Consider the following 24,947-nt stretch of genomic DNA (forward strand, 5'->3'; position numbering starts at 1 on the left):
CAAACCTCAGAGGACATCATGACACCGACTCTCGGCGTCTGCTACTACCCCGAACATTGGCCGGAAGAGCAATGGGCCGATGATGCGCGTCGCATGAAAGAAGCTGGCCTGACCTGGGTCCGGATCGGCGAATTCGCTTGGTCGCGCATGGAGGCCCACCCCGGAAAACTTACTTTCGCCTGGCTCGACCGCGCTATCGACACGCTGGGCGCCGCCGGTCTCAAGGTCGTGCTTGGCACGCCCACCGCCACTCCGCCCCGCTGGATGCTCGAGCGCCACCCCGACATGCTGGCCGTGGACGCGCAGGGACGACCGCGCAAGTTTGGCTCTCGCCGTCACTACTGTTTCAGCCACGAAGGCTACCGCGAGGAATGCCGCCGCATCGCGCAGCTCTTGGGAGAACGCTACGGGAAAAACCCCCATGTGCAGGCTTGGCAGATCGACAACGAGTACGCCTGCCACGACACCACGGTCAGCTATTCCGACGCCGCCCTCCGCGGGTTCCGCAACTGGCTGGCACAAAAATACCAGTCTCCCGACGCCCTCAACCGCGCCTGGGGCAACGTTTTCTGGTCCATGGAGTATGCCGACTTTTCGGAAATCGACCTGCCCAACCTGACAGTGACAGAGCCGAACCCGGCCCATGTGCTCGATTTCCGCCGCTTCTCATCGGATCAGGTGGCTGCGTTCAACAAGGTTCAGACGGATGCGCTTCGCCCGCTGACCGACCGACCCCTTATCCACAACTACATGGGCCGCGAAACCTCGTTCGATCATTTCAAGGTCGGCGCCGACCTTGATATCGCGTCATGGGACAGCTACCCGATCGGCTTCCTCTCCGACCGCCTCGACGCGTCCGACGAGGACAAGTGCCGCTATCTCCGTCAGGGTGACCCCGACAACCAGGCGTTCCATCACGATCTCTACCGCGCCGTCGGACGCGGCCGTTGGTGGGTTATGGAACAGCAACCCGGCCCGGTGAACTGGGCACCGTGGAACCCGGCACCTCTGCCGGGCATGGCCCGCCTCTGGGCATGGGAAGCCTTCGCGCACGGTGCCGAGGCAGTCTGCTATTTCCGCTGGCGACAGGCACCTTTCGCGCAGGAACAGCACCACGCCGGACTGCTCCGCCCTGACAGCGAGGCAGCACCTGCTCTTTCTGAAGCTATTGAAGTAGCTCGTGAATTAATTGACCTCGAGCAAGTCTCTCCGACGAACGCCCCCGCTGCCCTGATCTTCGACTACGAAGCATCCTGGGTCTTCGAGACCCAGCCCCAAGGTGCGGACTTCACCTATTTCGGTCTCGTACTCGATGCCTACCGAGCACTCCGCCGTGCCGGGGTATCAATCGATATCGTGCCGCCCGACGCACCGCTCGAGGACTACAGTCTGATCCTCGCCCCGGGCCTTGCAATCATGTCCGACGCGCTGAAAAGCCGTCTTGCGGCCTCGGGCGCGATCACCATCGTTGGACCAAGGTCCGGAGCCAAGACCCCCGAAGGATCAATCCCCGTGCCGCTTCCCCCGGACCTGCCGGGCCTCGACGCGACCGTCAGCCTTGTCGAAAGCCTTCCTCCTCGTGTCAGCGAACCCTTCGATGGCGACGGCGCGTTCATCCGCTGGTCCGAGCATCTCGAGGGCGGGGCGGATGCCCTGGTCGTCACGCGTGCCGGTCGACCCGCACTGGTAGGCTCGGGTACACTGCGATATCTCGCCGGGTGGCCTGACGCCGAGGGCTGGAACCGGATCATCGCCTTGGCCGCCACCGATGCGGGGCTGAAGACGACATTGCTGCCCGATGGCCTGCGCCTCCGCGACACCGCATCCCACCGCTTCGCGTTCAACTACGCGCCCGAACCGGTGACGTGGCAAGGCCAGACGATCCCGCCCGCAGGTGTGCATTGGTGGCCCCTCGATCAGATCCCGAAATAGAACCGTTCGGAGACGTCTCTTTCCAGGATGGCATCCGGAATGACCTGAGGCCCGGTATAGAAGACGCGCGACCCGAAATTCGGGGTCATCCGCGACAGTTTCTGCAACCGTGGCCCCGTGATCTCCGCATAAAAGGCGGCATAGTCCGCGTCCGCGCGTAATCGCGCGATACGTGACCTGTGCCAGTCAACCGCCCCGCTGTGCGCCTCGGACACGCCGGGAATAAGGCACAACCGGTCCCGCTCGGCCGCCACGCGATCGTCAAACCGCCGGATCGAATGATCTTCGGTCACATTATGGTTCATCCGAAACCAATAGCCCGCTCCCTGGTCGTGACCGACATGGTTGACGCGCCCGCGTTCCCGCTTGACCAGGAAGCTCTCGGCAGACCGCACGGCATAATGGTTGATGGTCGCGATTTCATAGCCCCAGCACTCCGGCGTCATGCGCCACCCCGACTGCCAGAGCCTTCGCGGCAGCGGACGGCCCGTGCCCTCGACCCAGTGCAGCGCCTCCGCCTTTTCAGGATTCAAATCGTTCGGTCGATGCACACCGATACGCCCGAATGTTCCATCGTTCCTGTAAAGCGTCTTGAACGCCCAGGCCTGCAGGGGCCGGGGCGCATATTCCGGCGCGCACAAGGGAAACAGCCGAACAACGGGCGTGTCCTCGAACCGATGGCGGTCCGCATTGCCGAAGAGCCGCCAGGGAATCGAGATCGCGCCCGCTCCGGGCGTTGCGGCAAAAAGATCCGAAACGAAACCGTCTCCAGCATGGATATTGAGGTACTCATCGACATCGAGCGTCAGCAGCCAGCCTGCATCTCGCACGACAGCCTCGGCCTCGGCAGCACGGAAAGCGGCGCGCTGTGGCGGTTGCCCACTCCGTCCGTGCGGATTGTCCCTCCGCACCACGCCCGTGTCTTCGAGAAGGTCCAGAAGCCGGTCGGTGCCATCCTCGCAATCGTTCGTGTAGACGACAAAACGCTCGATCCCGATCGCTCGATGGTGCGCGATCCAGTCAAGGATGAACGGCCCTTCGTTCTTCATCGCGGTCACGATGGTGACATCGCAAGCTTCGGAACGCCCATTTTGCAACACCCTCCTCGCTGGGCGACGGACGGGCGGGCGTCTCTTGTAGGCGCCACTCATCATCTCGACCAGCACCGGGTCCTCGATCAGCGTGCCTTTCGACACCAGCTTTCCGATGGTGACACCGGGATGGGCCACTCCCATAGCGCGCCGAAACTCCGCCGGTCGCTCCTCTGCCAGCGGCATGTTTCCGATGCGGTTTGGCCGCCAGACTGCCCGGTCGGAGCAGGTCCCCGGGGCAACACACCAGCTCGCGAGCCGCCGTATGTCGTGCAGCCTTGCCGCGACGTGATCTCCGTGATGTGCTGGTTTTCCCTGTCTCAGTCGCCAAGGGAAGATCTCGCTTCCTGTCAGTGCCAACGCCTCGCCTTCCAGTCCGCCGGCACGGTCGAAAGGCGTGCCGATCCGGTCCTGCATCAAAAGATCCGAGATCGACAGACAAGCGACAGCGCGGGCTTCGGACAGAAACCGGTGACGCAGCAACTCGAAAAAACCGAATGTCTCCGGCGACAGATCGGCGTCCCCCTCGACCAGCACGATCCGCATGCTGGCGCCCGGTCCGGATAGAGCGTCCTCCAGAACGTCGGCGTGCCGCGATGCATGGATCAGCGCTGAATCCGCTCCCAGAAAGCGCCTGTGCCAGTTCAGCCAGTCGCAAACCGCGACCTCGGTTTCGCCGGTGTGAAACCCGAACAGCACGTTGCCCGAAGCAAGAAGTTCCGGCTCGGCGGCATCGGCTTGGTCCAGTTGTGGCGTCCAGTCCGTTGACGCCAACGGAATGCCCCGGGCACCCAAAATCCGCGCCTCATGCCCCAGCGACCTTCGGATCTGCTCCGAAGACGTTTCCGGATGCAGCGCGAGCAGCACGTCATCGGAACGTCGAACGCCGCCAAGAACAGACACCCCGCCGACGTCGAACCCTTGAAGTCTGCGCCGCCACAGGGGCATCAGATCACCTTAACTCGGCGCGTCGCCGCGATCTCGGCCAGATCCTCATCAAACCTCTGCAAAAGCAATTTGCGGCTCAGACGATCCAGCCCCAGTTTCTCCCGGCAAGCCGTTTCATCCACGCGATTTCCGAACGATCGGTAAAGATCCCGCGCCACCTCGTCAGGCGGTGTGCCTTCACCCATGCGATCCAGAACCGCCTGCCCGGTCGCGTTCAGGGCCTCCCACAGGAAATGGCGCGAAGCGACCTCGCAGGCGGCCGGCCCGAATAGAAACTCCGCCACGTTCTCGCCTCCCACGGCCACGCCGCGATGGGTCAGAACAACGACCTCCGCCGCAGGCAAGGCGTCGCAAATCTCGCCAACCAGTTCCGCCCAACTGACCTCGTACAGGTGTTCCCAGGCCGTGTTGCGGATTTGCTCGGCCAGGATTTCGGAATCGACAGCCAGGAAAAGATCCGGCAGCGCATCAGGTGCAAGGATCACCCGAAACGGCTGGTCTTCAGCCACCTCCGCCAACAGGCCAAGTTGGATCGCCGCACTGGGAAAGAGCTCGGGAGTGCGAAAGCCCTTGTTCGACGCTCCGAGAAAATTCAGGGCGGAGTAGAACGCCGGTGCATTGTCCGACAGCGCCCGAAACGCAGCGCGCCGCTCGTCCAGGCTCTGGTCCGGATTGGCAAGCGCGCGAAGTGCCGGAGAGGCCAGCCTTGTCGGAAATGCTGCAAGTCCGGAGCGGTTCATCGCCGGACGATTGTTCCTGACGGCAAGGTTGACCGCCAAAGCATGGCGGCTCTGCGGCCCTAGGAACAAGGTCAGCCTGGGGAATGGCCCGTCGTGGCGCGGCAAGTCGATTTACCTCTGCTCTCCTGTCCGGCCTAGTCGAAGGTCGGTGCGAAAACAAGCGCGCAGCAGCCTCCCGCCCACCTCCCGCTCTTGGACACTTCGAGTATTTAATCTCCGCCCGACACAGCGTAGAAGGACGGTCAACAAATGATGGGCAAGGCATATGTTTGACGGGAAAACAGTTCTCATTACCGGCGGAACTGGCAGCTTCGGCAAGAAATTCATCGAGCATGTTCTGGCAGAGCAGAAACCGAAAAAGCTGATCGTCTACAGCCGCGATGAGTTGAAGCAGTTCGAGATGAGCCAAACCTTCAACGCGCCTTGCATGCGCTACTTCATTGGCGATGTCCGCGATTGCGAACGGCTCCAGCAAGCGATGGACGACGTCGACTATGTTGTGCACGCCGCGGCGCTCAAGCAGGTGCCCGCTGCCGAATACAACCCGTTCGAGGCCATCAAGACCAATATTCACGGTGCTCAGAACGTCGTCCAGGCGGCGCTTGCGACGGGCGTTGAAAAGGTCGTCGCGCTGTCCACCGACAAGGCCGCGAACCCGGTAAACCTGTACGGCGCGACGAAACTGGCCAGCGACAAGCTGTTCGTCGCAGCCAACAACATGGTGGGCAGTCGGCCGACCCGGTTCTCGGTCGTGCGCTATGGCAACGTCGTCGGATCGCGCGGCTCGGTCATTCCGTTCTTCCTCAAGCTGATCCGCGAAGGCGCGACATCGCTTCCGATCACGCACACCGAAATGACGCGGTTCATGATTACGCTCGATCAGGGCGTACAGTTCGTTATGGACAGTTTCGCCCGTATGCACGGCGGCGAGATCTTCGTGCCGAAGATTCCGTCGATGAAGGTCACCGACCTGGCGGCAGCGCTGGCGCCCGACCTGCCTCACGATATCATCGGCATTCGACCCGGAGAAAAGCTGCACGAAATCATGTGCCCCGCGGACGACAGCCACCTGACGATCGAATTCGAGGACCACTACGTCATCAAGCCCAGCATTTCCTTCGGCTTCAGGGCGGACTTCGAGACGAACAGGAACGGCGAACGCGGCACGCCGGTCGGCGAAGGTTTCTCTTACAGTTCCGGGAACAACACCGATTGGCTGACGGATCGCGAGCTTCTCCAAATGGTCGAGGATCTGCATCTGTGATCCCCTACGGGCGACAGGACATCCGGCCTGAGGACATCGAAGCCGTCGTCGAAACGCTGCAGTCGGACTACCTGACCCAGGGTCCGAAAATCCCCGAGTTCGAAGCGGCGGTCGCGAAGGCCGCCGGTGCGCCGCATTGCGTCGCCGCGAATTCGGCCACTTCGGCCCTGCATATCGCATGCCGCGCGCTTGATCTGGGCCCGGGTGACCTGATGTGGACCTCGCCGATCACGTTCGTCGCTTCGGCAAACGTGGGCCACCTGTGTGGCGCGGATGTCGATTTCGTCGATATCGAGCCCGGGACATTCAATTTGTCCGCAACCGCGCTCGCCGACAAACTCGCCCAAGCGAAAAAGGCGGGGCGCCTTCCCAAGATCATCATGCCCGTGCACATGTGCGGACAATCCGCCGACATGGATGCCATCGGCTCTCTGGCACGCGAGTTCGGCATCTCGGTGATCGAAGATGCCAGTCACGCCATCGGCGGACGCTTCGGCAACCGCCCGGTCGGCGACTGCCAGCACTCGGACATCACGGTCTTCAGCTTCCATCCGGTCAAGATCGTCACCACGGCCGAGGGCGGCGCAGCCACGACCCAGGACCCGCGCCTCGCCCAGCGCATGGAATTGTTCCGCTCACACGGGGTCACCCGGGACGAGACGCTCTACGAAGGCGCAAGCCACGGCCCCTGGTACTACCAACAGGTCGAACTTGGGCTGAACTACCGCATGACCGACCTCCAGGCGGCGCTCGGCGTCGCCCAGATGGCGCGTCTCGACGAGTATGTTGCCCGGCGCAACGCGCTGGCCGACCGCTACGACAGGCTGCTCGGGGATCTTCCTCTCGACCGGCCCGAACGGCTCGACCGGGCCTATTCCGCCTTCCATCTCTACGTGATCCGGGTTGACGGGGCGCGCAGGCGGCAGGTCTTCGATCATCTCCGCGCCAACGGCATAGGCGCCAACGTGCACTACATCCCGGTCCACACCCAACCCTACTGGCGACGGTTCGGCTTCGATGATGGACAGTTCCCTGTTGCCGAGAATTATTACGCCCGCGCCATCAGCATCCCGCTGTATCCGACCATGTCCGAAGACGATCAGGACACGGTCGTGCGCGTGCTGACCGAGGCATTGGCGTGAGTGTCTGCCTGATACCCGCACGCGGCGGATCGAAACGGATCTCCCGCAAGAACATCCGGCTCTTCAACGGCAAACCGATGATCGCCTGGTCGATCGAAGCCGCGCGGCAGTCGGGTGTCTTCGACCAGATTATCGTGTCGACCGACGACCACGAGATCGCCGACGTGGCGGCGGCACATGGGGCCGAGGTCCCGTTCGTCCGCCCCGAGAACCTCGCCGACGACCACGCCACGACAATAGACGTGGTGCGCCATGCCATTGACTGGCTCGAAACCGCCGGTCGCGATCCCGACGCACTCTGCTGCCTCTACGCCACCGCGCCATTTGCGCTTGCCGAGGATATCCGGAAAGGCCGGGCGTTGCTCGAAACCGCCGATTTCGCACTTCCGGTCACACCGTTCGAGTTTCCGATCCAGCGCGCTGTTCGGCTGACCGGCGACGACCGACTGGAGATGTTCCACCCCGAGCAGTTCAACACCCGTTCGCAGGACCTACCGGAAGCCTGGCACGACGCAGGACAATTCTATTGGGGACGAACTCCGTCCTGGAAGACAGCGACTACACTCTTCGGCAGCCAAACCGCAGCGATCCGAGTGCCCCGCTGGCGGGTTCAGGACATCGATACCGAAGACGACTGGACGCGGGCCGAGATCCTTGCCCGCATCCTGCAGGATCGCGCCTGACACGCGGGCAGGAACACTTGAGAAACCGGCCCGTCTCGGCCATATGGGCACGGCTTGCAGCGTGGAGAGCGGACATGGCCGTTGAAGTCGAAAACAGGAAGATTGGCGGCGACGCCCCGGCCCTGCTGATCGCCGAGTTGAGTGCGAACCATGACCGCGATCTCGACCAGGCGCTGGCACTGGTGGATATCGCTGCAGATGCGGGTTGGGATTGCCTGAAACTGCAAACCTACAGCCCCGAATCCCTGACCGTTCGCTCAAACCATCCGTCGCTGACGATCGACAAGGTCTGGGGAACGACAAACCTCTGGGACCTCTACGAAAACGCGGCCATGCCGATGGAGTTCCACGAGCCTCTGTTCGCCAAGGCGCGCGAACGCGGCCTCCTGCCCTTCACGTCCGTCTACGACCCGATGGACCTCGACTTCATCGAAGCCCTCGACTGCCCGATCTACAAGATCGCATCCTTCGAGATGACCTTCGACGACTTGCTGATCGCCGTGGCGGGAACCCGAAAGCCGATCATTCTTTCGACGGGAATGGCGACTATGGAGGAAGTCGGGCATGCGCTCGACGTGCTGGACCAGGCCAACTCGGGCGAGGTCATCCTTCTGCACTGTTGCTCCAGCTATCCAGCGCCGCTCGACCAGATCGACCTGAACGCCATGACCGCGATGGGCGAGAAATTCGGCCGTATGACGGGCTTTTCCGACCACACGATCGGAAGCATCGGACCCTTGACCGCCGTCGCCATGGGGGCCGTTGCCGTCGAAAAGCATTTCACCAACGACCCTGCCCGCAAGGGGCCCGACCACCGCTTCTCGGCCACGCCCGAGATCATGACCGAGATCGCAAGGGGTGTCCGCGACATTCACGCGCTCAAGGGCAGTTCCGAAAAAGCCATCAGGCCCGCCGAAGAGGCGCAGAAAACCATCGGCCGCCGGTCGTCCTTCGCCATCCGCGACCTGCCCGCGGGACATGTTGTCACCGAGGCCGATTTCCGCTTCGTCCGCCCCAGCGCCGGCATACCGCCGACAGACAAGGCGGCGCTTCTCGGTGCGCGTCTCCGTCACGCCGTGCCGTCAGGACATCCCATCACCTACGACGATCTCGACACGTGACCGACACCGGCGACGCCACGAAACCCCTTCCGCCGCCAAGGCTGCGCACGCGCGTATTCTTCGCCGTCTGGCAGGTGTTCGCGCACCTGATGCTGCCCTTCGCGCTTCTGTTTTTCCTCGCAAGGTCGCGCAAGGAACCGCTCTATCGCCGCCATTTCTACCAGCGTTTCGGTTTCGGAACGGTCGGGCCAATAGGCGCGGTCTGGGTCTTCGCAACCTCCCTGGGCGAGACACGCGCCGTCAGCCCTCTGATCAGGATGTTGCTCGACAGGGGCCACGCAGTTTGCCTGACACACTCTTCCCCAGCCGGGCTGACAGAGGGCAGGCGTCTTTTTGACGATCCCCGCATCACCCACCGCTATGTCCCGTTCGATTTCCTTTGGTCGACATGGCTGTTTCTGTCCCGCCTTCGCCCGAGCATCGGGCTTGTCGTCGAAGGCGAATTCTGGCCCGGCCATCTGCAAATGGCGAACTGGCTTGGCGTCCCGATGCTCCACATCAACGGCAACCTGCATCAGAAATCGCTCGACCGTGCCCGCAAGACCCGAAACATCCGCATGGACATCCTGACCCGCTTCCACGCGATACTGACGAAAAGCGAAGGTCACCGGCAGAGGTATCTTGCGGCGGGTGTGGAGCCGGAACGGATCCTGATCGTCGGCGAATTGAAATTCGACCAATGGATTGAGCCAGGACATCTCGAAGACGGCAAACGGTTCCGGACCGCCTGGTCTCCGGATCGGAATGTCTTCCTGATCGCCAGTTCGGTCGCCGACGAAGAGCAGGCGCTCCTAGATCTCGTGCGTCAGCTTCTTGCCCTCGAGAAACCTCCCCGCATCATCTGGGCCCCGCGGAGCCCGCAACGGTTCGCCTCGGTGGCGGAACGCCTCGAAGAAAACGGCATCCGTGTCGCGAGGCGCAGCAAATCCCTCGACGAAAGCCGGCAGGGCGACATCCCGGCAGATGCAGATGTACTCGTCGCCGACTCCATCGGCGAAATGAACGTATGGTACCAGATGGCCGATCTGGTCTTTGTCGGAGGAACCATTGCCGACAAGGGCGGTCATAACGTCTCGGAACCGCTTGCACTGGCTCGCCCCGTCGTCGTTGGCCCCTCGATCTACGGCATCACCTTCCCGGCAATCGACGCCGACCGCGACGGAGCCGTCCGCATCCTGCCCGATATTGACACCATAAAGGATCAGGTCACACGGTTGTTGTCGGACAAATCCGCGCTGGACGCGTTCACCAACGATGCGAAAAGCTTCGCCCAGCGACATGTCGGGGCAACAGAGCGAACGATGTACATCATCGAACAGGTAATCGAAACTCAAGGGCCGGGGGCGCGCTAAGATGGCCTCCGATTCCGCCCGCCGGGAAATCGGCACCGCGGTGCTCGTGTTGTCGAACGAGATGGCTGCCGACGGCTCGCCAACTTCGGAATCCGCGCGCCGGCTCGCAAGGGCGGTCCGTGAGTTGGAACGGCACCCGGACGGAATGCTGGTCACTTCCGGCTGGGGCTACCGCAATGACACGGACACGACGCTTGCCGACGCCATGGCCATGGCCGCAACACGGGACCACGGAATTCCCGAGTCCCGTATTCTGAGGCTGCACAGGTCGCGCGACACGGTCGGCGATGCCGTCTTCTTTGCTCTTGCGGTGAAACCTCGTCGCCTGTTCGTGATTACCAGCGAATATCACCGTGCTCGGACCGAGCAGATATTCCGCTTTGTTCTGGGCGACGGTGTCGCGCTTGAAGTCCTCGGCGTCGGCGAGCCCGGAAACGAGGCGCGCCAGACCGCCGAGGCCAATTCGCTCGCCGCGTTCAGAATGACCTTCGAGGGCATCGCCCCCGGCGATCTTCCCGCGATCGAAAAACGGCTGATGACCGCGCACCCGTTCTACAACGGCACGACAGACGTCAAGGCGCTTCGTCGCCATGATTGACGACATCACCATACGCCCGGCGACCCCTGGCGACGGCGAAACGCTTTGGCGCTGGCGTAATGCGCCCGACGTGCGCCGTGCATCGCTCGACAGCACAGACATTCCCCTTCCGGATCATCTGGAATGGTACCGCCGCGCGCTCCGGAACCCCGGCCGCGAAATCCTCATTGCAGAGCACGCGGGTCAACCGATGGGGATGGTCCGCTTCGACCGCGCCGACGACACGGCGACGGTTAGTATCCTGCTGGATGCGGCGTATCGCGGCAAAGGCCTGTCCGGCCCGGTCCTTTCCGCCGCGATCTCGGCCTCTCGTTCAGGTGGGGTCCGGCTCCGCGCCCTCGTCAAACACGACAATGCCGCAAGCCGCGCACTGTTCCTGTCGCTTGGGTTCCACGTTGTCTCGGACGGCGATACGATCGTTCTCGAGAGGGAAGGAGACAAGCCGGAATGACTCCCACGGACCGCCGCGCTGAAATCGGCCATGCGCTCCAGCCGATGCTACCGCTCGACCTCGGCGAAGCGGCTCCCATCGCAAGTGGCACCTATCGCGATGTCTACACCTACCCGGAGCGCGAAGATCTGGTCGTCAAGGTTCTGAAGCCGGGCGCCGCATACCGTCCCGGACGCCCCATCAGGAATTTTCTGAAAGCGCGAAGCGCACGCCAGCTGTATCGCTTCATGTTCCGCGAATACGAAGCCTACCTGGAAAGCCGCCTGTCGCCCTTGGCATTCGAAGTTCCATTTCCTGTCAGCCACCTTTGCTGGCTTCAGGAAACTTCCCGTGGTCTCGGCATGGTGGCCGAACGGATCCGCGGTCCGAACGCCGGCCCTGCGCGGTCGCTCGCCACATTGCAGGAAGAAGGCGGCCTGACGGACCGCCATCTGGCTGCCCTCAACCGGTTCATCGACGCTCTGGTCCGGCTCGACGTCGTCGCCAACGACACCAATCCGAACAACCTCCTGCTCGATGAAACCGGCCCTGAACCGCGGTTTGTACTGGTAGACGGATTTGGCGACCCCAACCCGCTTGGCCTGAAGAAGATCTTCAAAAGGCTACGCCACAACGCCCGCAACCGCAGGTTCGAGAACATGGCGAGTTTCCTGGGCCTTCGGTGGGACGCCGAACAGGGGCGTCTCATTCGGGACTGAATATCCGTCTCAGCCGTTCGGCGTGAAATGCTTGAGCTTCCGCATGAGGGGATGCGTCGGGCGGCCCGCTTGCCGGATTTCGTCGATCAAGCCGACAACGTCGCGACCCGGATAGGGCTGGATCGGCTTGTGGCTGAAAAGCAGCATGGGCCTCAGCGGCTCTTGGCGGGGAAGGTCGTTCAGCGAAAATCCGACAAGACCACGGTATGGGAAGATGTCTTCCAGCAAATCGAGGAAATACGCGATGATCGCCTGAATGTCGTTGTCTCCGAACGGCATCGGCTTCTTGTATTTCCGAAGAATGCAGGCCGGCTGAAAGAACAGCTGCATCCGTGTCTTGCGTGCCAGCGCCTTGAGGAACGCGTTGGCATATTCCAGGTCGTTATGCGCGACCAGCTGGTGATGGACCGACAGGAACAATGCGACGTCGATCTCGTCCATTTGCTCGATGTCCTCGAGAGAGAAAATCCTGCCTTCGAAGCGTGGCGAAACGTTCATACCCTTGGCGAGGATCTCGGCGTTCTCTCGGAACCGCCCGGTCATCTCGACACCCAAAACGTCCAGACCGCTCTTGGCCAGAACGCAGGTCAGCGCGCCTTCGTTGCTTCCGATGTCAAGCCCGGTGCGCGCCTCCGGGTCCAGGAAAGACGCCACCATGGCGACGCTCAGGCGCGTTCCGTTCCAGTGCTTTCCGAGCTGGTACCTGCGTCTCATCTGCGCCCCGTCATCTGTTTCCGGGTTTAGTATGCTCTACATCCGCGCGGTGCAAGAACCGAGCCTCAAGGCATGTGAACGGACACCAGCCCATGCCTTTGCAGCAGAGTGACCGTTTCTCTGACATTTTCGACAGGCACACCGATCTTCGCGCTCAACTCCTCGAGATCCAACCGGCCATCAGCATAAGCCAAGACGTTCCTGACCAGCATCGCATTTTGGGCCGAGCCTTTTCGCGACAGCGTGCTGTACAGTCCCCGTCGGCCAAGCTGTGGTTCGCCGAGCGTGAGTGTTCTGGGACGCGGAGTGTTTTCGAGGTCGTCGATGATCCGGCGGAAGACCGAAATGCTCTCGGAAAGCCCCAACGGCGTCACGAACTCAAGATCGTCGAGCGAGGTGTGATATTCCGGGAATGTCCCGTATTTCGACTTCATGACCGAACAGACCGGCAATTCGATACCTGGCGCGCAGTACTGCCTTTCGTCGCTGCCACGATCCAGGAAGGAATAGCGGCGATAGGAAACCCCCGCGGCCTGCAACGCGCGCAATGCCAGCCGGTCGGCCAACGTGTCCTCCTGCCGCGAGGCGAGATAAGAGAACGGCCCCTCATCTCCCACGCAGGTCAGGATGAAGCCCGCGTCCACGTGGTCCCGGAAATGGCCGAGCCGGCTGGACAGGTAGACCAGAGACCCGATTGTCTCAGGCACAAAGACAAACCGATAGGTGTAATGGCGCCGAGGCAGCGCCGCCACGATCCGCGACAGGGCCACGGCGACAACGATGCCAGACAGTTCGTTATTCGCCATCGAGGGATGACACAGGTAGGTCGAGACCAGAATTTCCCGGTCGCTTTCTCCCGCCAGCACTAGATCGGCGTAGTCAAGCTGTCCGGGTTCCAGCGTTGCATCCACCACCGCGCGGTAAGTGCCTTCGGGCAGGGATTGAAGGTCGCGTTCGGGCAGGCAGAACCCCCAGCGATCGGCATAGTAGCTGGTGACGTACGGAATGGCGTCAGGAAGATCCGGCTCGGTGTAAAGGTGCTCTTTCAACTCGCCCAGCGTCACCCGCCACTCGCCCGGCGTCGAATACCCCACCACGTGCAGATTGTGCACGTCCGTGTCACAAATCACCCGCCCGTCGGGTGTCTCGATCCAGGCCCGCTTCAGGTTCCACTCGCGCGGAACTTCCCAATCGAACGCGCGGTATCCGGTAGGAACACTGTGCCGCGTCAGCCCGGGCATCTCTCGTGCCAGAATATCGATCGTCTTCCGGACGCCCCCGCCGGTCAAAGATCGTGGCAAGGGCCAAAGCTCCCGCGCGAGCGCATGGGCCCACTCGCCCAGCGCAGCATCGCTTTCGCCAACGAGAGTCATCTAACCGGCCCCGCTGGCTTCGTACGTGGCCTCGAAATAGAGAACCGGCCCGGCACCGATCGAATGCTTGAAATAGGCCCGGTTCGGAGAGTTCGCGCCGTTGAAATCCACCTTCGGCGCCCCTTCGGACAGGGCGCGGTCCAGGATATCGAAATAAAGAAGCGTGCCCCCGAACCGGGTATCGCCGGTTCCGACCACCGGCACATGCACAGTGCCGTCACGATCCGAAAACACCAAGGCGATGGCGCAGGCCGTACCGTCGCTTTTCCTCACGGCCTGCAGCGTCCCGCGCCCCGATTCCAGGAAGAACCGGGCATAGACCGGCAGAAGCCGCATCTCGACGGGCGACGGCTCCACGCCTTGCCGCTCGAATGTTTGACGGTAAAGCGCGACCAGTTCCTCCACAGTACCGTCCCCGGCGGACAAGACGCCTTCCCGGCTCTGCGCATAGCCCTCCTCTTGCCGACGCGCGCTTCGTGCGCTCAACCGGATGCTTTCGCGCGTCTCGCCGGACAATGTGCGGATGGCGGTATAGCGGGGCAACAGCCGGACACGCGGCAAATCCGGCTGGTGGTAATGAACCCAGTCCAGACCGCGAACGTCTCCCAGCATCGGATGAAGCGACAGCGAGAAATGGCTCTCCTCACGGGCGACACCGGTGACAAGGTCCTCCGTTATCTCGATTTCATACTGGGTGCGCTTGGCCGGGGCAGCACGCCAGACCTCTTCGTGAAACACTATCCCCTGATAGTAGCACCATGGCAGGAACCGGCCGCCCAATCGTTCGGCCTCGATGACGGCCAGCCCGGCGATCACCACGCCTTTCCGCTCCAGTCCCCAGAACCGGAACGGCACGTCGAATATCTCAACGAACTCCGGTTCCAGAAAGACCGTGCGTTGCGGCGAACGCTCAAGCAGATCAACCCACTCCTGCGGGTCGAGCGGCCTGACGCAGCCCAGCTTCACGACAAGATTCCAAGGCGGCGCAAATCGTCGATCGCTTCCTTCCGCGTCAGCGCATAAGGATCAGGCAATACGATCTTGTCACCAAAGCGCGCGTCCATCCGCTCGAAGAACGTCTCGACCGCCGCTTCTATCCCGACCAGCGGAAACTTGTAGGTCGCCGGCACCCGGAACGATTTGGCCTTGCGATAGCTCTCGGCGCTCACTGCGCCGGTTTCCCGCGCCTCCGAGAAAATCCGGTCGATATGCGCCTCGGGATCGGACCAGTGCGCGTCGTTCAGGTCCACCGGCTCTTCAACGCAGATGACGCCGTAACCCTCGTGGTCCACGCACCCCATGTAGTTGAGGAAATTCGTGATCCGCGAGGACAGGTGCCCCGTGTCATAGTCCACGACATAATAGGGCGCCACGACGCTTTCGGCGGGCACCACGAAGCAGTGAAAGATCTCTGGCAGAACATGGGTTCGCTCAGCGATGGTGGTTCCCCCGGTCAGGATGCGCTCGGTCTCGCGGATATCCGTTCCGAAGATTACTCGTCCGAAGCCGATTTCCGCGCCGCTGCCGCGCGCTGTGCCGGTTTCCGCGTCGAACACATCCAGACTGGTCTCAGTAAGCACCGTCACACCCGCCCGGTCGAGCGCGTCCTCCAGTGCCCGTCGCACGCGCTCAAGGCTGTCGCCCTTCGGGTAAAGATTGACCCGCGCGCTGTCGACCGAGACCTTCCGCGCGGCCAGGAAGGAATCCATGAAAGCCGATTTCTTCAGATCCAGCGATATGTCCTGATCGAAAAGCTTCTTGCGGCCAAGGTACGAAACCATCGACCTTGTCCGCGGACTGACCTCTTCGGGATCGCGCCGAATGAACTTGCGCGTCAGTTCCCGCAGCCTGGGATACAGAACCGGACCCCCGTCATGGCGAAGGACGTCATCGAAATTCGCAAACTCGGGCGGCTTCCCCTTTTCCTCAAGCCTCTGCGCGAACAGCGCCTCGAACGCTTCCACGGCAACGTCATCACCTAGGGACTGCCAGTCCGGAATCGCGAAATCCGAGTTCAGATGCCCCGCCATGTAAGAGCCATATTCGAACCCGATATCCTGCATCACGTCCGGTCCGATCATGTCCTCGATCATCTCGGCATCACTCGGCTCGAAATTGTCGAAAAACTGCGGACCCTTGTCGATCCAGTATCCGTCCCAGTGGATGGGCGAGAGAAACCCGCCGATCTTCGGCCCCTGCTCCACCAACGCCACGGACTGCCCCTGCCGCGCCAGGGCCCAGGCAGCGGCGACCGATTTGAAGCCCCCCCCGACAACGATCGTATCGAAGCTATCCATCGTAGGCCGCCTCCACGATCCAGCTCGTGTGATCGTACCCTGTCCGGGCATCCCGGTCGGAAATATGCCGAAGTGCCAGAATGCGGTAACCCGCAAACACCTCGGCAACGTCCTTTTCGGTGAAGAACGCGGTCCGCCCAAGCGGCCGGAACACGCCGCCCGTGAACTCCGACCAGCTTCCGTCGCCCATGTCACGACCCAGCAGCCGCCCCGAATTATCCCAGGCAAAACCCTGCCAGAAAAGGCGCGCTCCCGGGTTCAGACAAGACCGAAGCCGCTGGTAGAAACCGATCGCCGTCGACACCGAGGAATGGGTCGTGGCACAGCGATCAACGACGAGGTCGAATGCCTCTTCGCCTGGATCGAATGTCTCGAAATCGGCGATGCGAAACGTGATGGCCTCGGAGGGATGCGCCTGCCGCGCCGCCGCGATTGCGGAAGCGCTGAAATCGATCCCCAGAACCCGGATACTCTGGCGCGCCAGAAAATCGGAATGCACTCCGGAACCACAACCCACGTCCAACGCCGACAGCACTCCGTCTCCGAGAGCGGGCCTGTTGCGATAGAAAAAAGAAACGACCTCTGAAAACGGATAGCGATTAAGTTGCTGCCCGCTCGCGTAGATCGCCTCCCACGCATCGTTGGGCATTGCGCGCAGTTCCTGGCTACCTGGGCCGAAGCTTAGACCAGGTTGGTTCCGCATTAAAGTCTAAGTGCCGAGGCTATCCGACGTCAGCGGGTCTTGCGCAGCAGGCGGGAGCTTCCACCGCCGGTGAATCCAGAACCACTGATCCATGTTCTCGCGCACCAGTTCTTCGACGATATCGTTATACGCCTGCATCATCGCTTCCGGTTCGCCGTGCGGGATGGGCTCGGCCACGTGAATGCGGAAATGCAGCCCGTCGATGTCGCGCAATGCGAAGACCGGAACCAGCAGCGCATCGTACTTGACCGCCCATTCCGCGGCGGACAGGGGCGTATGCGCAGGCTTGCCGAAAAAGGACAGGACAGGTGCATTGGTATTGGCAACATCGGCAACGATGCCAACGCAACCGCCGGACTTGAGATGCCGGACAAGGTTCGATACTCCTGCCCGCCCCAGCGGAAAGACAGGCTCGGCGATGGCAGAAATCGCTTCGACATACCGCCGGTTGAAGGCCTTGTTCGACATGGGCTTGTACAGAGCGGCGATGTTCAGGCCTTGACGGGACAGGATGCCTCGAACGACATCGTAATTGCCCAGATGCGCGGTGATGAGAACCATCGGCCGGGCATCCGCTTTGGCCGCCTCCAGTGCCGCGACACCAGGCCCCTCGAACTTTGTCGAGGCGCTATGGCGCAGAAATTCCTCTCCCGAGTATATCTCGATCAGTGCCCGTCCGACATTATTGCACACCCTGCGCGCAATTCGCCTCACTTCATGCTCAGGCACCTCGGGCATGACCAGCGCCAGATTCTCATGCACGCGCAGCTTCCAGCCGGAGAAAGGAGCTACGACAGTCGACACCAGCCAGCCAATGAACCTGACGCGGAGGCCGTAGGGCAAAAGCAGGGCAACACCGATGAACATGCTGAAAAAAAAGTTCTGAAGCCGATCCTTTGCCTCAACGCTGGCAGTTTTTCTGATGGATCGGCTTTTCACTGCGGCTCGCAACCATGTTCGATCGGGACGGACGGTTCGGGACGCGTTGTGGGTCTTAAGGAGCAGAAATGCAAGACAGCGACAAGCTCGCGCAGGCGACGGTCATGACGATTTCACTTTGTCCATCCGCGCGCGGTTGTTCCGACAAGTATCGTGGCGGCTTGGATCAAGAAGGTTGGACAACATGAAGGAACCTGTGTGGTGACCCGGGTATGTTCCCGCTAGAGTGGACGCCAGATGACTGACGAATTGGAGAGTGTTGGAACGAATGAACAAGGAAGTGGGCACGTGAAGGCAGTGATCGTGAACTTCACCGGAGGACGAGAGAACTGGGGCTGCCAGGCCACGAGCTACAATCTCTACCGGTTCTCCAAAGTGGTTCTGCAACAATTCGGCCTTGAGAGCCTCGAAACCGTCGCCTTTCCTCCCGGCTGCCTCCTGGACATCGTCCAACGGGAAAGGTTCGGCGCGCGCATCCGGAATGTCTTGAGCGATCCGAATGCAAGCGAGACGGATCTTCGGTGGCTTGAGAGTCTCGTTGTGTCGCGCTTTGGACGCTGGACCGATCGGGTCCGTGGCGCAGATGTCGTCATCTTCCAGGGAGAGGGCAGCATCGGACCCTCGCGGCATTTTGTTCAAACGCGATTGTTCGGCTTGCCGTACATCGCGGCGCGCCTTTGGAAGAAACCCGTTATTTCTCTCAATCAAACCATCACTTTGCGCAATAGCGCGGACAAAAGCACGCTGAAGAACATCTATGAAAGCTTTTCTTTGAACGCCGTCCGCGAACAAGCTTCCGTCGATTTCTGCTCCGAGGTTGGGATTGACGATATTCTGGTTTGCCCCGACATGGCGTTTTGCGACCTTTTCGATCTGGCGGAGATGAAATCAGGCGCTCCGGATTATTTCTGCGCCACTGGATCGGCGGCATTCGATACATACAACCTGGACCAGTATTGCGACACACTCGAAGAGATAGCCTCAATTCTGAGACTTGGCTTGAAGGTTTTGGTCTCGCGGCCCATGGACATGCCCCTGTACCAACAGATGTCGCGCCGATTGGGCGACCGGGTAGAACTCGTGTCGTCCAGGCAGGTGCCGAGCTTCCATGACATGCTGGGTATTGTTCGAAACGCGGCGTTCGTTATCGGCGGACGTTATCATACGTCAATTTCAGCGCTTTCGCAGTTAACGCCTGTAATCTTGACCCCATCGAACAGCCATAAATCTGATGGGATCGGGCGGCTCTTGGGTATTGATCTGCCTGTCTACCCCGCGAACGAAAGGGAAGCGCTGATCGCGAAGGCACAGGACCTCATCCGGGGGCGCGAACAGGCGGTAAATGAGTTGAAGAGTGCACACTCACGCCTCTCCCGGCAATTCGAAGAATTTTCGGTTTCACTTTCTGATTTTCTCGTTTCACAAGGCTATGCCAGAATTTCAGAAAACGAACCTCGATCCATTGGCGATGCAATCCGAAATTCGGATGTTCCCTGGAATGTCAATAAAGTCCCAAGAGGATTGAGTAAGGTCTTCTCCCAAATTTCCGTTGAAAGGAACCTTGCTGCATTTGATTGGCAGCCATCCAGCCAGTAAAGGCGAATTTCAGATGATGCCTTTCCAAAATCTCCGATTTCCAGTTTTGATCTCGCAAAACTGGACAGGCCGACAATTCCATTTTCAGCCTGTCCGAATGGTATCCGGTTAAAATTCGAGGTCGCCTCTACTCGCCATCAAGGCGACGCAAGCGCGAGGTTTGCGGCGGTCGTCGTGCCGCCTGTCCCCCTAGACGATCTCGACCAGCTCGATCTCGAAGGTCAGGTCCTGACCGGCCAGCGGATGGTTCGCATCCAGGATGACCTCGGTTTCGGTCACTTCGCTGACCGTCACCATCACGGGCTGACCCGAAGGCGTCGACAACTGCAGGCGAGTGCCGATATCCAGCGGAATGTCATCGGGGACCTTATCGCGCGGGAAGGACTGCATCCCGTTCGGATCACGCTGCCCATAGGCATCGTCGGCAGGTATCTCGACGGTCTTCTGGTCACCCACTGTCATTCCGTCCACGGCCTTGTCGAAACCGGGGATCACCTGGCCCGATCCCAGCGTGAATTCCAGCGGATCACGACCAGCCGATGAATCGAAGGTCGATCCGTCCGACAGCGTGCCTGTGTAATGAATACGGACCGTATCGCCCGCCTTGGCTTCTGACATGTGTTCACTTTCTTTCTGGAGAAATTTGCGGGCCATCCCGGCCCAGGCGATCCCCGACAGCCCAACATGTCTGCCGCTTCATGTAAACCCCACCTTTCCCCTGCCCGCGTCCCGTGCCAGTCTCCGCGCGGAAAGGAGCCCGATCATGCCCGTCACCACCTGCGTTTTCGACGCCTATGGCACGCTCTTCGACGTTGCCGCCGCCGCCCGTGTCGCCGCCGAGCAGCCGGGACAGGAGGAACTGGCCCGCGTGTGGCCGAAACTGGCCGCCGACTGGCGCACCAAGCAGTTGCAATACACCTGGCTGCGGGCCGTGACCGGCGACCATGTCTCGTTCTGGGAAGTCACCAAGGACGGGCTCGACTGGGCAATGGAAGCCTCGGGCCTCGACGATCCGGTCCTGCGCGAAACGCTTCTCGCCCTGTACTGGGAACTCCCGGCCTACAAGGAAGTGCCCGCGATGCTCGCCACCCTCAAGGCCGAGGGCTTCCTGACGGCGATCCTCTCCAACGGCTCGCCCGATATGCTGGCCGGCGCAGTCGACTTCGCCGGTGTCGAACTCTGGCTCGATGCGGTGCTTTCCGTCGAAGACGTCCAGGTGTTCAAGCCCGCGCGGCGCGTCTACGACATGGTGCACAACCGCTTCGGCACCCAGCCCGAACAGGTGCTCTTCGTCTCGTCGAACGGCTGGGACGCCGCCGCCGCGTCCGCCTACGGCTTCCAGACCGCCTGGGTCAACCGCGCCGGCGAACCGATGGATCGCCTTCCCGCGAAGCCGCAACACATCCTGCCCGATCTCACCACCATCCCAGAGCTCGCGAAATCCCTCTGATGCCCCACTTCACCGCTCCCGACGGCGCCCGACTGCATTATTCCGACGAAGGCGCCGGCAAGCCCGTTCTCGCCCTCTCGGGTCTGACCCGGAACTCTACCGATTTCGACTACGTGGCCCCGCATCTGTCGGGCGTCCGCCTGATCCGAATGGACTATCGCGGCCGCGGCAAGTCCGAGTGGACAGGGGCAGACACCTACACCGTACCAAACGAGTCGCTCGACGCCCTCGCGCTCCTCGACCATCTCGGCATCGAGAAATCTGCCATCCTCGGCACCTCCCGCGGCGGCCTCATTGCAATGGGCCTCGCCGCAGGGGCCAAGGAACGCCTGACGGGCGTCGCCCTTGTCGACATCGGCCCCGAAATCGCGCCCGCGGGCCTTGAGGTCATCAAGAATTTCGTAGGGCGCAACCCCGGGGTTCAAACCCTTGCCCACGCCACCGCAATCCGGGCGGAACTGATGCACGGCTTCGCCAGCGTCCCCGAAAGCCGCTGGGCCGAAGAGGTCGCCAAGCACTACATCGAGACCCCGGAGGGTCTGAAGATCAACTACGACCCCGCGCTCCGGGACGCGACGCTCAAGATTGCCGACGCGCCGCCCATCGACCTCTGGCCGTTCTTCGACGCACTCCAGGGCCTGCCGCTCGCACTGATCCGCGGCATGAACTCCGACCTCCTGACGCGCGAGACTGCAGACGAAATGCGCCGCCGCCGCCCCGACATGATCTTCGCCGATGTCCCCGACAGGGGACACGTGCCTTTCCTCGACGAACCCGAAGCGCTCCGCGCCCTCAACCAGTGGATCGACCTCCTGCCATGACCATCGACATCAAAGCCGCAGCCCAGCGCCTTGCCGGTCACGCCTTGCGCACACCGCTCCTGAACGCGCCGCTCCTCGACGCGGCTGCCGGAAGGCGCATCTTCGTGAAGGCCGAGTGCCTGCAGAAAACCGGTTCGTTCAAGTACCGCGGCGCGCGCAGCGCCGTCTCGGCGCTCGATCCCGAGACGCGTGCACGCGGCGTGATCGCCTTCTCCTCCGGCAACCACGCGCAGGGCGTTGCGCTGGCCGCACGCGAGATGGGCGCGCCCGCCGTCATCATCATGCCCGCCGACGCACCCGCGATGAAAATCCGCAATACCGAAGCCTACGGCGCCGAGGTCGTCCTTTACGACCGCGCCAACGAAGACCGCGACGCGATCGGCGCGCGGCTCTCCGAAGAGCGCGGCCTGACACTGATCAAGCCGTTCGACAACGAGCAGGTGATTTCGGGTCAGGGCACGACCGGTCTGGAGATCGCCCAGCAGGCCGCGGAAGCAGGCGTCACCCAGGCCGACGTTCTCGTATGCTGCGGCGGGGGTGGCCTGACCTCCGGCATCGCCCTCGCTCTCGAAGCCGAGGCTCCCGGCCTCACCGCACGACCCGTTGAACCCGAAGGCTTCGACGATGTCGCCCGGTCCCTCGCGACGGGCGCGATCCAGACCAACAACCGGATGTCAGGCTCGATCTGTGACGCCATCGTCACGCCCCGCCCCGGCGATCTCACTTTCCCGATCCTGAAGCGGCTCTGCGGACCCGGCCTCGCTGTTCCGGATGATGACGCGCTGCGGGCCATGGCAATGGCCTTCACCCACCTGAAGATCGTTGTGGAACCGGGCGGAGCCGTCGCGCTGGCCGCAGCGCTCTGGCACCACGAAGACAGCCGCGACGTCATCGTCGTCTGCTCGGGCGGCAACGTGGATGCCGATGTTTTCCGGGGCGCACTGGAGAGGTTCGCCTGAGGCAGAAAGGCGCGGCGTACGAACCACGCTCGCCCCATGACCCTCCCGCATTTCGGGCGCACCGCCCGACAGCTGAAATGTCAGCTATCGCCCTGTCGCCTTGTTGGCAGATCATACAGCATCGAGAAACTGCGAAGCAGCTTCGATCTTCGTCAAACCTAACGAAACATCCCCAAACGCCTGGCAATCAGGAACAGCAACACGCCCAGCACCAGCAGGATCAGGCAGACCACCCAGAACGCGCCAGGGTTCTCTGCCCCGGGAATGCCATCGACATTGATGCCGAGAAGCCCGGTCAGCAGACTGAGCGGCAGGAATATCGCCGCGACGATGGACAGGATCAGCATCCTGTCGTTCAGACGCTCCGCACGCGCATCCATGATCTGTTCGCTGATGATCTGCGTGCGGTCACGAATCGAATCCAGGTCTTCGCCAAGCCGGTAGATCCGCTCCGCCGCCTCGCGCAGATGGGACCGGTCTCGTTCGCTCAACCAGTCCAGATCCTCGATCTCAAGCGTTGTCAGGGCATCGCGCTGGGGCATGAGATAGCGGCGCAGAATGATCGCGGTTCTTCGGATCGACGACAGCTTGGACCGTTCGATCTCCGGTTGTCGCTCAAGAAGCGCTTCTTCAAGGTCATCCACCAGCTCGTTCAAATCCGCCACAGCCGGCTCCGCCCGGTCAGCCAGCCGAAGCACGAACCGTGAGATGAAATCGCCCGGAGACACCGGCCCCCGACCGCGCTCGATCGACGCCAGCAAATCCGCTGTGGCCGTCAGTGGGCGTCGCCAAACTCCGATGACCCGTGTCGCCGTCAGCCACAAACGCACCGAGATCATGTCTTCCACATCGGCGCCCGCCTGAAGGTTGACGCCCCGCAGGTTCACGATGACGCCATCGCCGTGGACCGTGCATCTGGGACGTGTTTCATCCGCAAGAAGGGCGTCGATCACGAAATCGTCCAGACCCGCCGCTTTAAGGCGCTCCGGCGTCTCGGCGGCCCCAAGACGGATGTGAGCCCAAAGGAACCCGTCTCCTTCCTCCGGCGGCGCCATCGCACCTTCCCCGGCCGGATCGACCGTCCTTGCGCCGCCTCTTCCGTCCAACCGGATCACCATCACATCGGGGTGAGGCGCGGTATCGGGTCTGCTCAAGCCGGTCTCCTGCATGGCTGTCCTCGTCTGGCGGCGACATTAACACTATCGCAACTTTCGTTAACCTCCGCAGCAAATTGAAGGTCCAGTGCGCACAAGCCGCACCCTTTGCCATACGCTTTGCCGACGTTTGCCATACGTTTTGCCGACCTGCCCAAACGCAATGGAATGCCAGCAAACACAAGCGTTTTCGATTTACGATCCGTTCCGCAACGCACTGCACGCGTACGCCACATTAACCATCAGGAACCGGAGGCAGCGGCCAGCTTGCCCTCGGCGATCAGCTGGCGGCGTTTGGCATCCAGAACAAGCTCGCGCTGCACCCACTCATACCGTGTATCCTCGCGCACCTGGTCCCAGAACAGGTAGCCGCCGGTCCGCCACGGGTCGAGGACAATGCCGTCATACATGCCTGTGCCCTTTGCCGCTATGATCGCGGTAGAATGGTCAATTCTGTAGGGATTATCGGCATTTGCAATGGCGCGATAGAGTACCAGAGTCTCGAAGTTCTCCTCCTTGAGCCGGCTTTCCATGTCCTCGGCCCAGTGCCAGCAAAGCCCCCTCGGCTTCAGGCCCATATTGACCTTCGTATTGTGAATGAGGGGCGGATCGACGATCTCGTACTGGATAGCCAGCTCGCGTGTCCGCTCATAGGAGATCCGCGCTGCCCGCATCGCCTCCTCCGGATCGACCTCGGGTCCCAGCGCCCGGATCTCCGCCGCAAGCGCCGCGATTTCCTCGAAGGTCGCCGGTGCCCGCTTCTCCGGCGCCACACCGCAAGCAACCAGCAAACAGCATGAAACAAAAAGAAAAATTGCCCTCATGTGCCGCCTCGCAGACTCTCTCACCCGTTCCAACCGCTACCCGCACAACCTCCCCCTGTCGACCCCCAACCGGTCGCAAAGTTTTGATTGACGATGA

The 24,947-nt window shown here is 61.8% G+C and carries 24 protein-coding genes; 13 read left to right on the top strand and 11 right to left on the bottom strand.

The genetic code is table 11. The features are described 5' to 3' along the window. Positions 1-18 precede the first annotated feature (18 nt). The gene (locus ACKLNI_RS07655; protein WP_413718471.1) at positions 19-1,932 is read left to right on the top strand and encodes a beta-galactosidase; all 1,914 of its coding nucleotides are present in this window, start codon (positions 19-21) and stop codon (positions 1,930-1,932) included. On the opposite strand, the gene ACKLNI_RS07660 is transcribed toward ACKLNI_RS07655, so the two are convergent. Next, positions 1,917-3,971, bottom strand: a complete 2,055-nt coding sequence (locus ACKLNI_RS07660) for a glycosyltransferase family 2 protein (RefSeq protein WP_413718472.1) — start codon at positions 3,969-3,971, stop codon at positions 1,917-1,919. The genes ACKLNI_RS07655 and ACKLNI_RS07660 overlap by 16 nt on opposite strands. Beyond that, entirely contained in the window at positions 3,971-4,711 is a 741-nt protein-coding gene (locus tag ACKLNI_RS07665) for a hypothetical protein (protein ID WP_413718473.1), read from the bottom strand. Before ACKLNI_RS07665 ends, ACKLNI_RS07660 begins: the two co-directional genes overlap by 1 nt. A gap of 265 nt (positions 4,712-4,976) precedes the next feature. Between ACKLNI_RS07665 and pseB the strand changes: the two genes are divergently transcribed. From pseB to ACKLNI_RS07705, 8 genes are all read left to right on the top strand, one after another. Continuing rightward, positions 4,977-5,975 (top strand): UDP-N-acetylglucosamine 4,6-dehydratase (inverting), encoded by a 999-nt coding sequence (gene pseB, locus ACKLNI_RS07670; RefSeq protein WP_413718474.1) that lies wholly within the window; start codon positions 4,977-4,979, stop codon positions 5,973-5,975. Beyond that, complete coding sequence (pseC, locus tag ACKLNI_RS07675; RefSeq protein WP_413718475.1) at positions 5,972-7,117, top strand: UDP-4-amino-4,6-dideoxy-N-acetyl-beta-L-altrosamine transaminase; 1,146 nt, start codon at positions 5,972-5,974, stop codon at positions 7,115-7,117. Before pseB ends, pseC begins: the two co-directional genes overlap by 4 nt. Continuing rightward, positions 7,114-7,800: a pseudaminic acid cytidylyltransferase gene (gene pseF / locus ACKLNI_RS07680; protein WP_413718476.1), complete on the top strand. Its 687-nt coding sequence runs from the start codon at positions 7,114-7,116 to the stop codon at positions 7,798-7,800. The genes pseC and pseF overlap by 4 nt, the downstream gene beginning before the upstream one ends. Before the next feature lie 74 nt (positions 7,801-7,874). Further along, positions 7,875-8,921 (top strand): N-acetylneuraminate synthase family protein, encoded by a 1,047-nt coding sequence (locus ACKLNI_RS07685; protein WP_413718477.1) that lies wholly within the window; start codon positions 7,875-7,877, stop codon positions 8,919-8,921. After that, positions 8,918-10,273: a 3-deoxy-D-manno-octulosonic acid transferase gene (locus ACKLNI_RS07690; protein ID WP_413718478.1), complete on the top strand. Its 1,356-nt coding sequence runs from the start codon at positions 8,918-8,920 to the stop codon at positions 10,271-10,273. Before ACKLNI_RS07685 ends, ACKLNI_RS07690 begins: the two co-directional genes overlap by 4 nt. Position 10,274: 1 nt before the next feature. Continuing rightward, positions 10,275-10,871, top strand: a complete 597-nt coding sequence (locus tag ACKLNI_RS07695; protein WP_413718479.1) for a YdcF family protein — start codon at positions 10,275-10,277, stop codon at positions 10,869-10,871. Continuing rightward, a complete protein-coding gene (locus ACKLNI_RS07700; RefSeq protein ID WP_413718480.1) occupies positions 10,864-11,322 on the top strand; it encodes a GNAT family N-acetyltransferase in 459 nt (152 codons plus the stop codon). Before ACKLNI_RS07695 ends, ACKLNI_RS07700 begins: the two co-directional genes overlap by 8 nt. Further along, the gene (locus ACKLNI_RS07705) at positions 11,319-12,020 is read left to right on the top strand and encodes a YrbL family protein (protein WP_413718481.1); all 702 of its coding nucleotides are present in this window, start codon (positions 11,319-11,321) and stop codon (positions 12,018-12,020) included. Before ACKLNI_RS07700 ends, ACKLNI_RS07705 begins: the two co-directional genes overlap by 4 nt. Positions 12,021-12,029: 9 nt before the next feature. Here ACKLNI_RS07705 and ACKLNI_RS07710 read toward each other — a convergent pair whose 3' ends face one another. The 6 genes from ACKLNI_RS07710 to ACKLNI_RS07735 form a co-directional block, all read right to left on the bottom strand. Then, complete coding sequence (locus ACKLNI_RS07710) at positions 12,030-12,734, bottom strand: class I SAM-dependent methyltransferase (protein WP_413718482.1); 705 nt, start codon at positions 12,732-12,734, stop codon at positions 12,030-12,032. Positions 12,735-12,799: 65 nt separating this feature from the next. Next, a complete protein-coding gene (locus tag ACKLNI_RS07715; RefSeq protein ID WP_413718483.1) occupies positions 12,800-14,107 on the bottom strand; it encodes a DUF4910 domain-containing protein in 1,308 nt (435 codons plus the stop codon). After that, complete coding sequence (locus tag ACKLNI_RS07720; RefSeq protein ID WP_413718484.1) at positions 14,108-15,073, bottom strand: GNAT family N-acetyltransferase; 966 nt, start codon at positions 15,071-15,073, stop codon at positions 14,108-14,110. Continuing rightward, entirely contained in the window at positions 15,070-16,404 is a 1,335-nt protein-coding gene (locus ACKLNI_RS07725) for an NAD(P)-binding protein (RefSeq protein WP_413718485.1), read from the bottom strand. Before ACKLNI_RS07725 ends, ACKLNI_RS07720 begins: the two co-directional genes overlap by 4 nt. Then, the gene (locus ACKLNI_RS07730; RefSeq protein ID WP_413718486.1) at positions 16,397-17,053 is read right to left on the bottom strand and encodes a class I SAM-dependent methyltransferase; all 657 of its coding nucleotides are present in this window, start codon (positions 17,051-17,053) and stop codon (positions 16,397-16,399) included. The genes ACKLNI_RS07725 and ACKLNI_RS07730 overlap by 8 nt, the downstream gene beginning before the upstream one ends. A 60-nt stretch (positions 17,054-17,113) precedes the next feature. Beyond that, a complete protein-coding gene (locus tag ACKLNI_RS07735; protein ID WP_413718487.1) occupies positions 17,114-17,974 on the bottom strand; it encodes a lysophospholipid acyltransferase family protein in 861 nt (286 codons plus the stop codon). 309 nt (positions 17,975-18,283) lie between these two features. Here ACKLNI_RS07735 and ACKLNI_RS07740 point away from each other — a divergent pair, with 309 nt between their 5' ends. After that, positions 18,284-19,642, top strand: a complete 1,359-nt coding sequence (locus ACKLNI_RS07740) for a polysaccharide pyruvyl transferase family protein (RefSeq protein ID WP_413718488.1) — start codon at positions 18,284-18,286, stop codon at positions 19,640-19,642. A 189-nt stretch (positions 19,643-19,831) separates the two neighbouring features. On the opposite strand, the gene ACKLNI_RS07745 is transcribed toward ACKLNI_RS07740, so the two are convergent. After that, entirely contained in the window at positions 19,832-20,260 is a 429-nt protein-coding gene (locus tag ACKLNI_RS07745) for an FKBP-type peptidyl-prolyl cis-trans isomerase (RefSeq protein WP_413718489.1), read from the bottom strand. Positions 20,261-20,405: 145 nt separating this feature from the next. Here ACKLNI_RS07745 and ACKLNI_RS07750 point away from each other — a divergent pair, with 145 nt between their 5' ends. Genes ACKLNI_RS07750 through ACKLNI_RS07760 form a run of 3 tightly spaced genes read left to right on the top strand, consistent with a single transcriptional unit; the run spans position 20,406 to position 22,872 of the window. After that, positions 20,406-21,092 (top strand): haloacid dehalogenase type II, encoded by a 687-nt coding sequence (locus tag ACKLNI_RS07750; RefSeq protein ID WP_413718490.1) that lies wholly within the window; start codon positions 20,406-20,408, stop codon positions 21,090-21,092. Then, the gene (locus ACKLNI_RS07755) at positions 21,092-21,913 is read left to right on the top strand and encodes an alpha/beta fold hydrolase (RefSeq protein WP_413718491.1); all 822 of its coding nucleotides are present in this window, start codon (positions 21,092-21,094) and stop codon (positions 21,911-21,913) included. The genes ACKLNI_RS07750 and ACKLNI_RS07755 overlap by 1 nt, the downstream gene beginning before the upstream one ends. Next, the gene (locus tag ACKLNI_RS07760) at positions 21,910-22,872 is read left to right on the top strand and encodes a threonine ammonia-lyase (protein ID WP_413718492.1); all 963 of its coding nucleotides are present in this window, start codon (positions 21,910-21,912) and stop codon (positions 22,870-22,872) included. The genes ACKLNI_RS07755 and ACKLNI_RS07760 overlap by 4 nt, the downstream gene beginning before the upstream one ends. Before the next feature lie 158 nt (positions 22,873-23,030). Here the strand turns inward: ACKLNI_RS07760 and ACKLNI_RS07765 are convergent, their stop codons facing one another. Together ACKLNI_RS07765 and ACKLNI_RS07770 are read right to left on the bottom strand one after the other, a co-directional pair. Beyond that, complete coding sequence (locus ACKLNI_RS07765) at positions 23,031-24,026, bottom strand: zinc transporter ZntB (RefSeq protein WP_413718493.1); 996 nt, start codon at positions 24,024-24,026, stop codon at positions 23,031-23,033. 242 nt (positions 24,027-24,268) lie between these two features. Then, complete coding sequence (locus ACKLNI_RS07770; protein ID WP_413718528.1) at positions 24,269-24,799, bottom strand: hypothetical protein; 531 nt, start codon at positions 24,797-24,799, stop codon at positions 24,269-24,271. Positions 24,800-24,947 lie beyond the last annotated feature (148 nt).

The organism is Silicimonas lutimaris, from assembly GCF_047314965.1.
GTDB lineage: Bacteria > Pseudomonadota > Alphaproteobacteria > Rhodobacterales > Rhodobacteraceae > JAVJUV01.

Coding starts and splice junctions, on each gene's coding strand:
- ACKLNI_RS07695 (WP_413718479.1), top strand. CDS start 10,275: ATGGCCTCCGATTCCGCCCGCCGGGAAATCGGCACCGCGGTGCTCGTG.
- ACKLNI_RS07750 (WP_413718490.1), top strand. CDS start 20,406: ATGCCCGTCACCACCTGCGTTTTCGACGCCTATGGCACGCTCTTCGAC.
- ACKLNI_RS07685 (WP_413718477.1), top strand. CDS start 7,875: ATGGCCGTTGAAGTCGAAAACAGGAAGATTGGCGGCGACGCCCCGGCC.
- ACKLNI_RS07745 (WP_413718489.1), bottom strand. CDS start 20,260: ATGTCAGAAGCCAAGGCGGGCGATACGGTCCGTATTCATTACACAGGC.
- ACKLNI_RS07715 (WP_413718483.1), bottom strand. CDS start 14,107: ATGACTCTCGTTGGCGAAAGCGATGCTGCGCTGGGCGAGTGGGCCCAT.
- ACKLNI_RS07705 (WP_413718481.1), top strand. CDS start 11,319: ATGACTCCCACGGACCGCCGCGCTGAAATCGGCCATGCGCTCCAGCCG.
- ACKLNI_RS07665 (WP_413718473.1), bottom strand. CDS start 4,711: ATGAACCGCTCCGGACTTGCAGCATTTCCGACAAGGCTGGCCTCTCCG.
- ACKLNI_RS07760 (WP_413718492.1), top strand. CDS start 21,910: ATGACCATCGACATCAAAGCCGCAGCCCAGCGCCTTGCCGGTCACGCC.
- ACKLNI_RS07660 (WP_413718472.1), bottom strand. CDS start 3,971: ATGCCCCTGTGGCGGCGCAGACTTCAAGGGTTCGACGTCGGCGGGGTG.
- ACKLNI_RS07655 (WP_413718471.1), top strand. CDS start 19: ATGACACCGACTCTCGGCGTCTGCTACTACCCCGAACATTGGCCGGAA.
- ACKLNI_RS07735 (WP_413718487.1), bottom strand. CDS start 17,974: ATGTTCATCGGTGTTGCCCTGCTTTTGCCCTACGGCCTCCGCGTCAGG.
- ACKLNI_RS07710 (WP_413718482.1), bottom strand. CDS start 12,734: ATGAGACGCAGGTACCAGCTCGGAAAGCACTGGAACGGAACGCGCCTG.
- ACKLNI_RS07700 (WP_413718480.1), top strand. CDS start 10,864: ATGATTGACGACATCACCATACGCCCGGCGACCCCTGGCGACGGCGAA.
- ACKLNI_RS07740 (WP_413718488.1), top strand. CDS start 18,284: ATGACTGACGAATTGGAGAGTGTTGGAACGAATGAACAAGGAAGTGGG.
- ACKLNI_RS07725 (WP_413718485.1), bottom strand. CDS start 16,404: ATGGATAGCTTCGATACGATCGTTGTCGGGGGGGGCTTCAAATCGGTC.
- pseB (WP_413718474.1), top strand. CDS start 4,977: ATGTTTGACGGGAAAACAGTTCTCATTACCGGCGGAACTGGCAGCTTC.
- ACKLNI_RS07755 (WP_413718491.1), top strand. CDS start 21,092: ATGCCCCACTTCACCGCTCCCGACGGCGCCCGACTGCATTATTCCGAC.
- ACKLNI_RS07730 (WP_413718486.1), bottom strand. CDS start 17,053: ATGCCCAACGATGCGTGGGAGGCGATCTACGCGAGCGGGCAGCAACTT.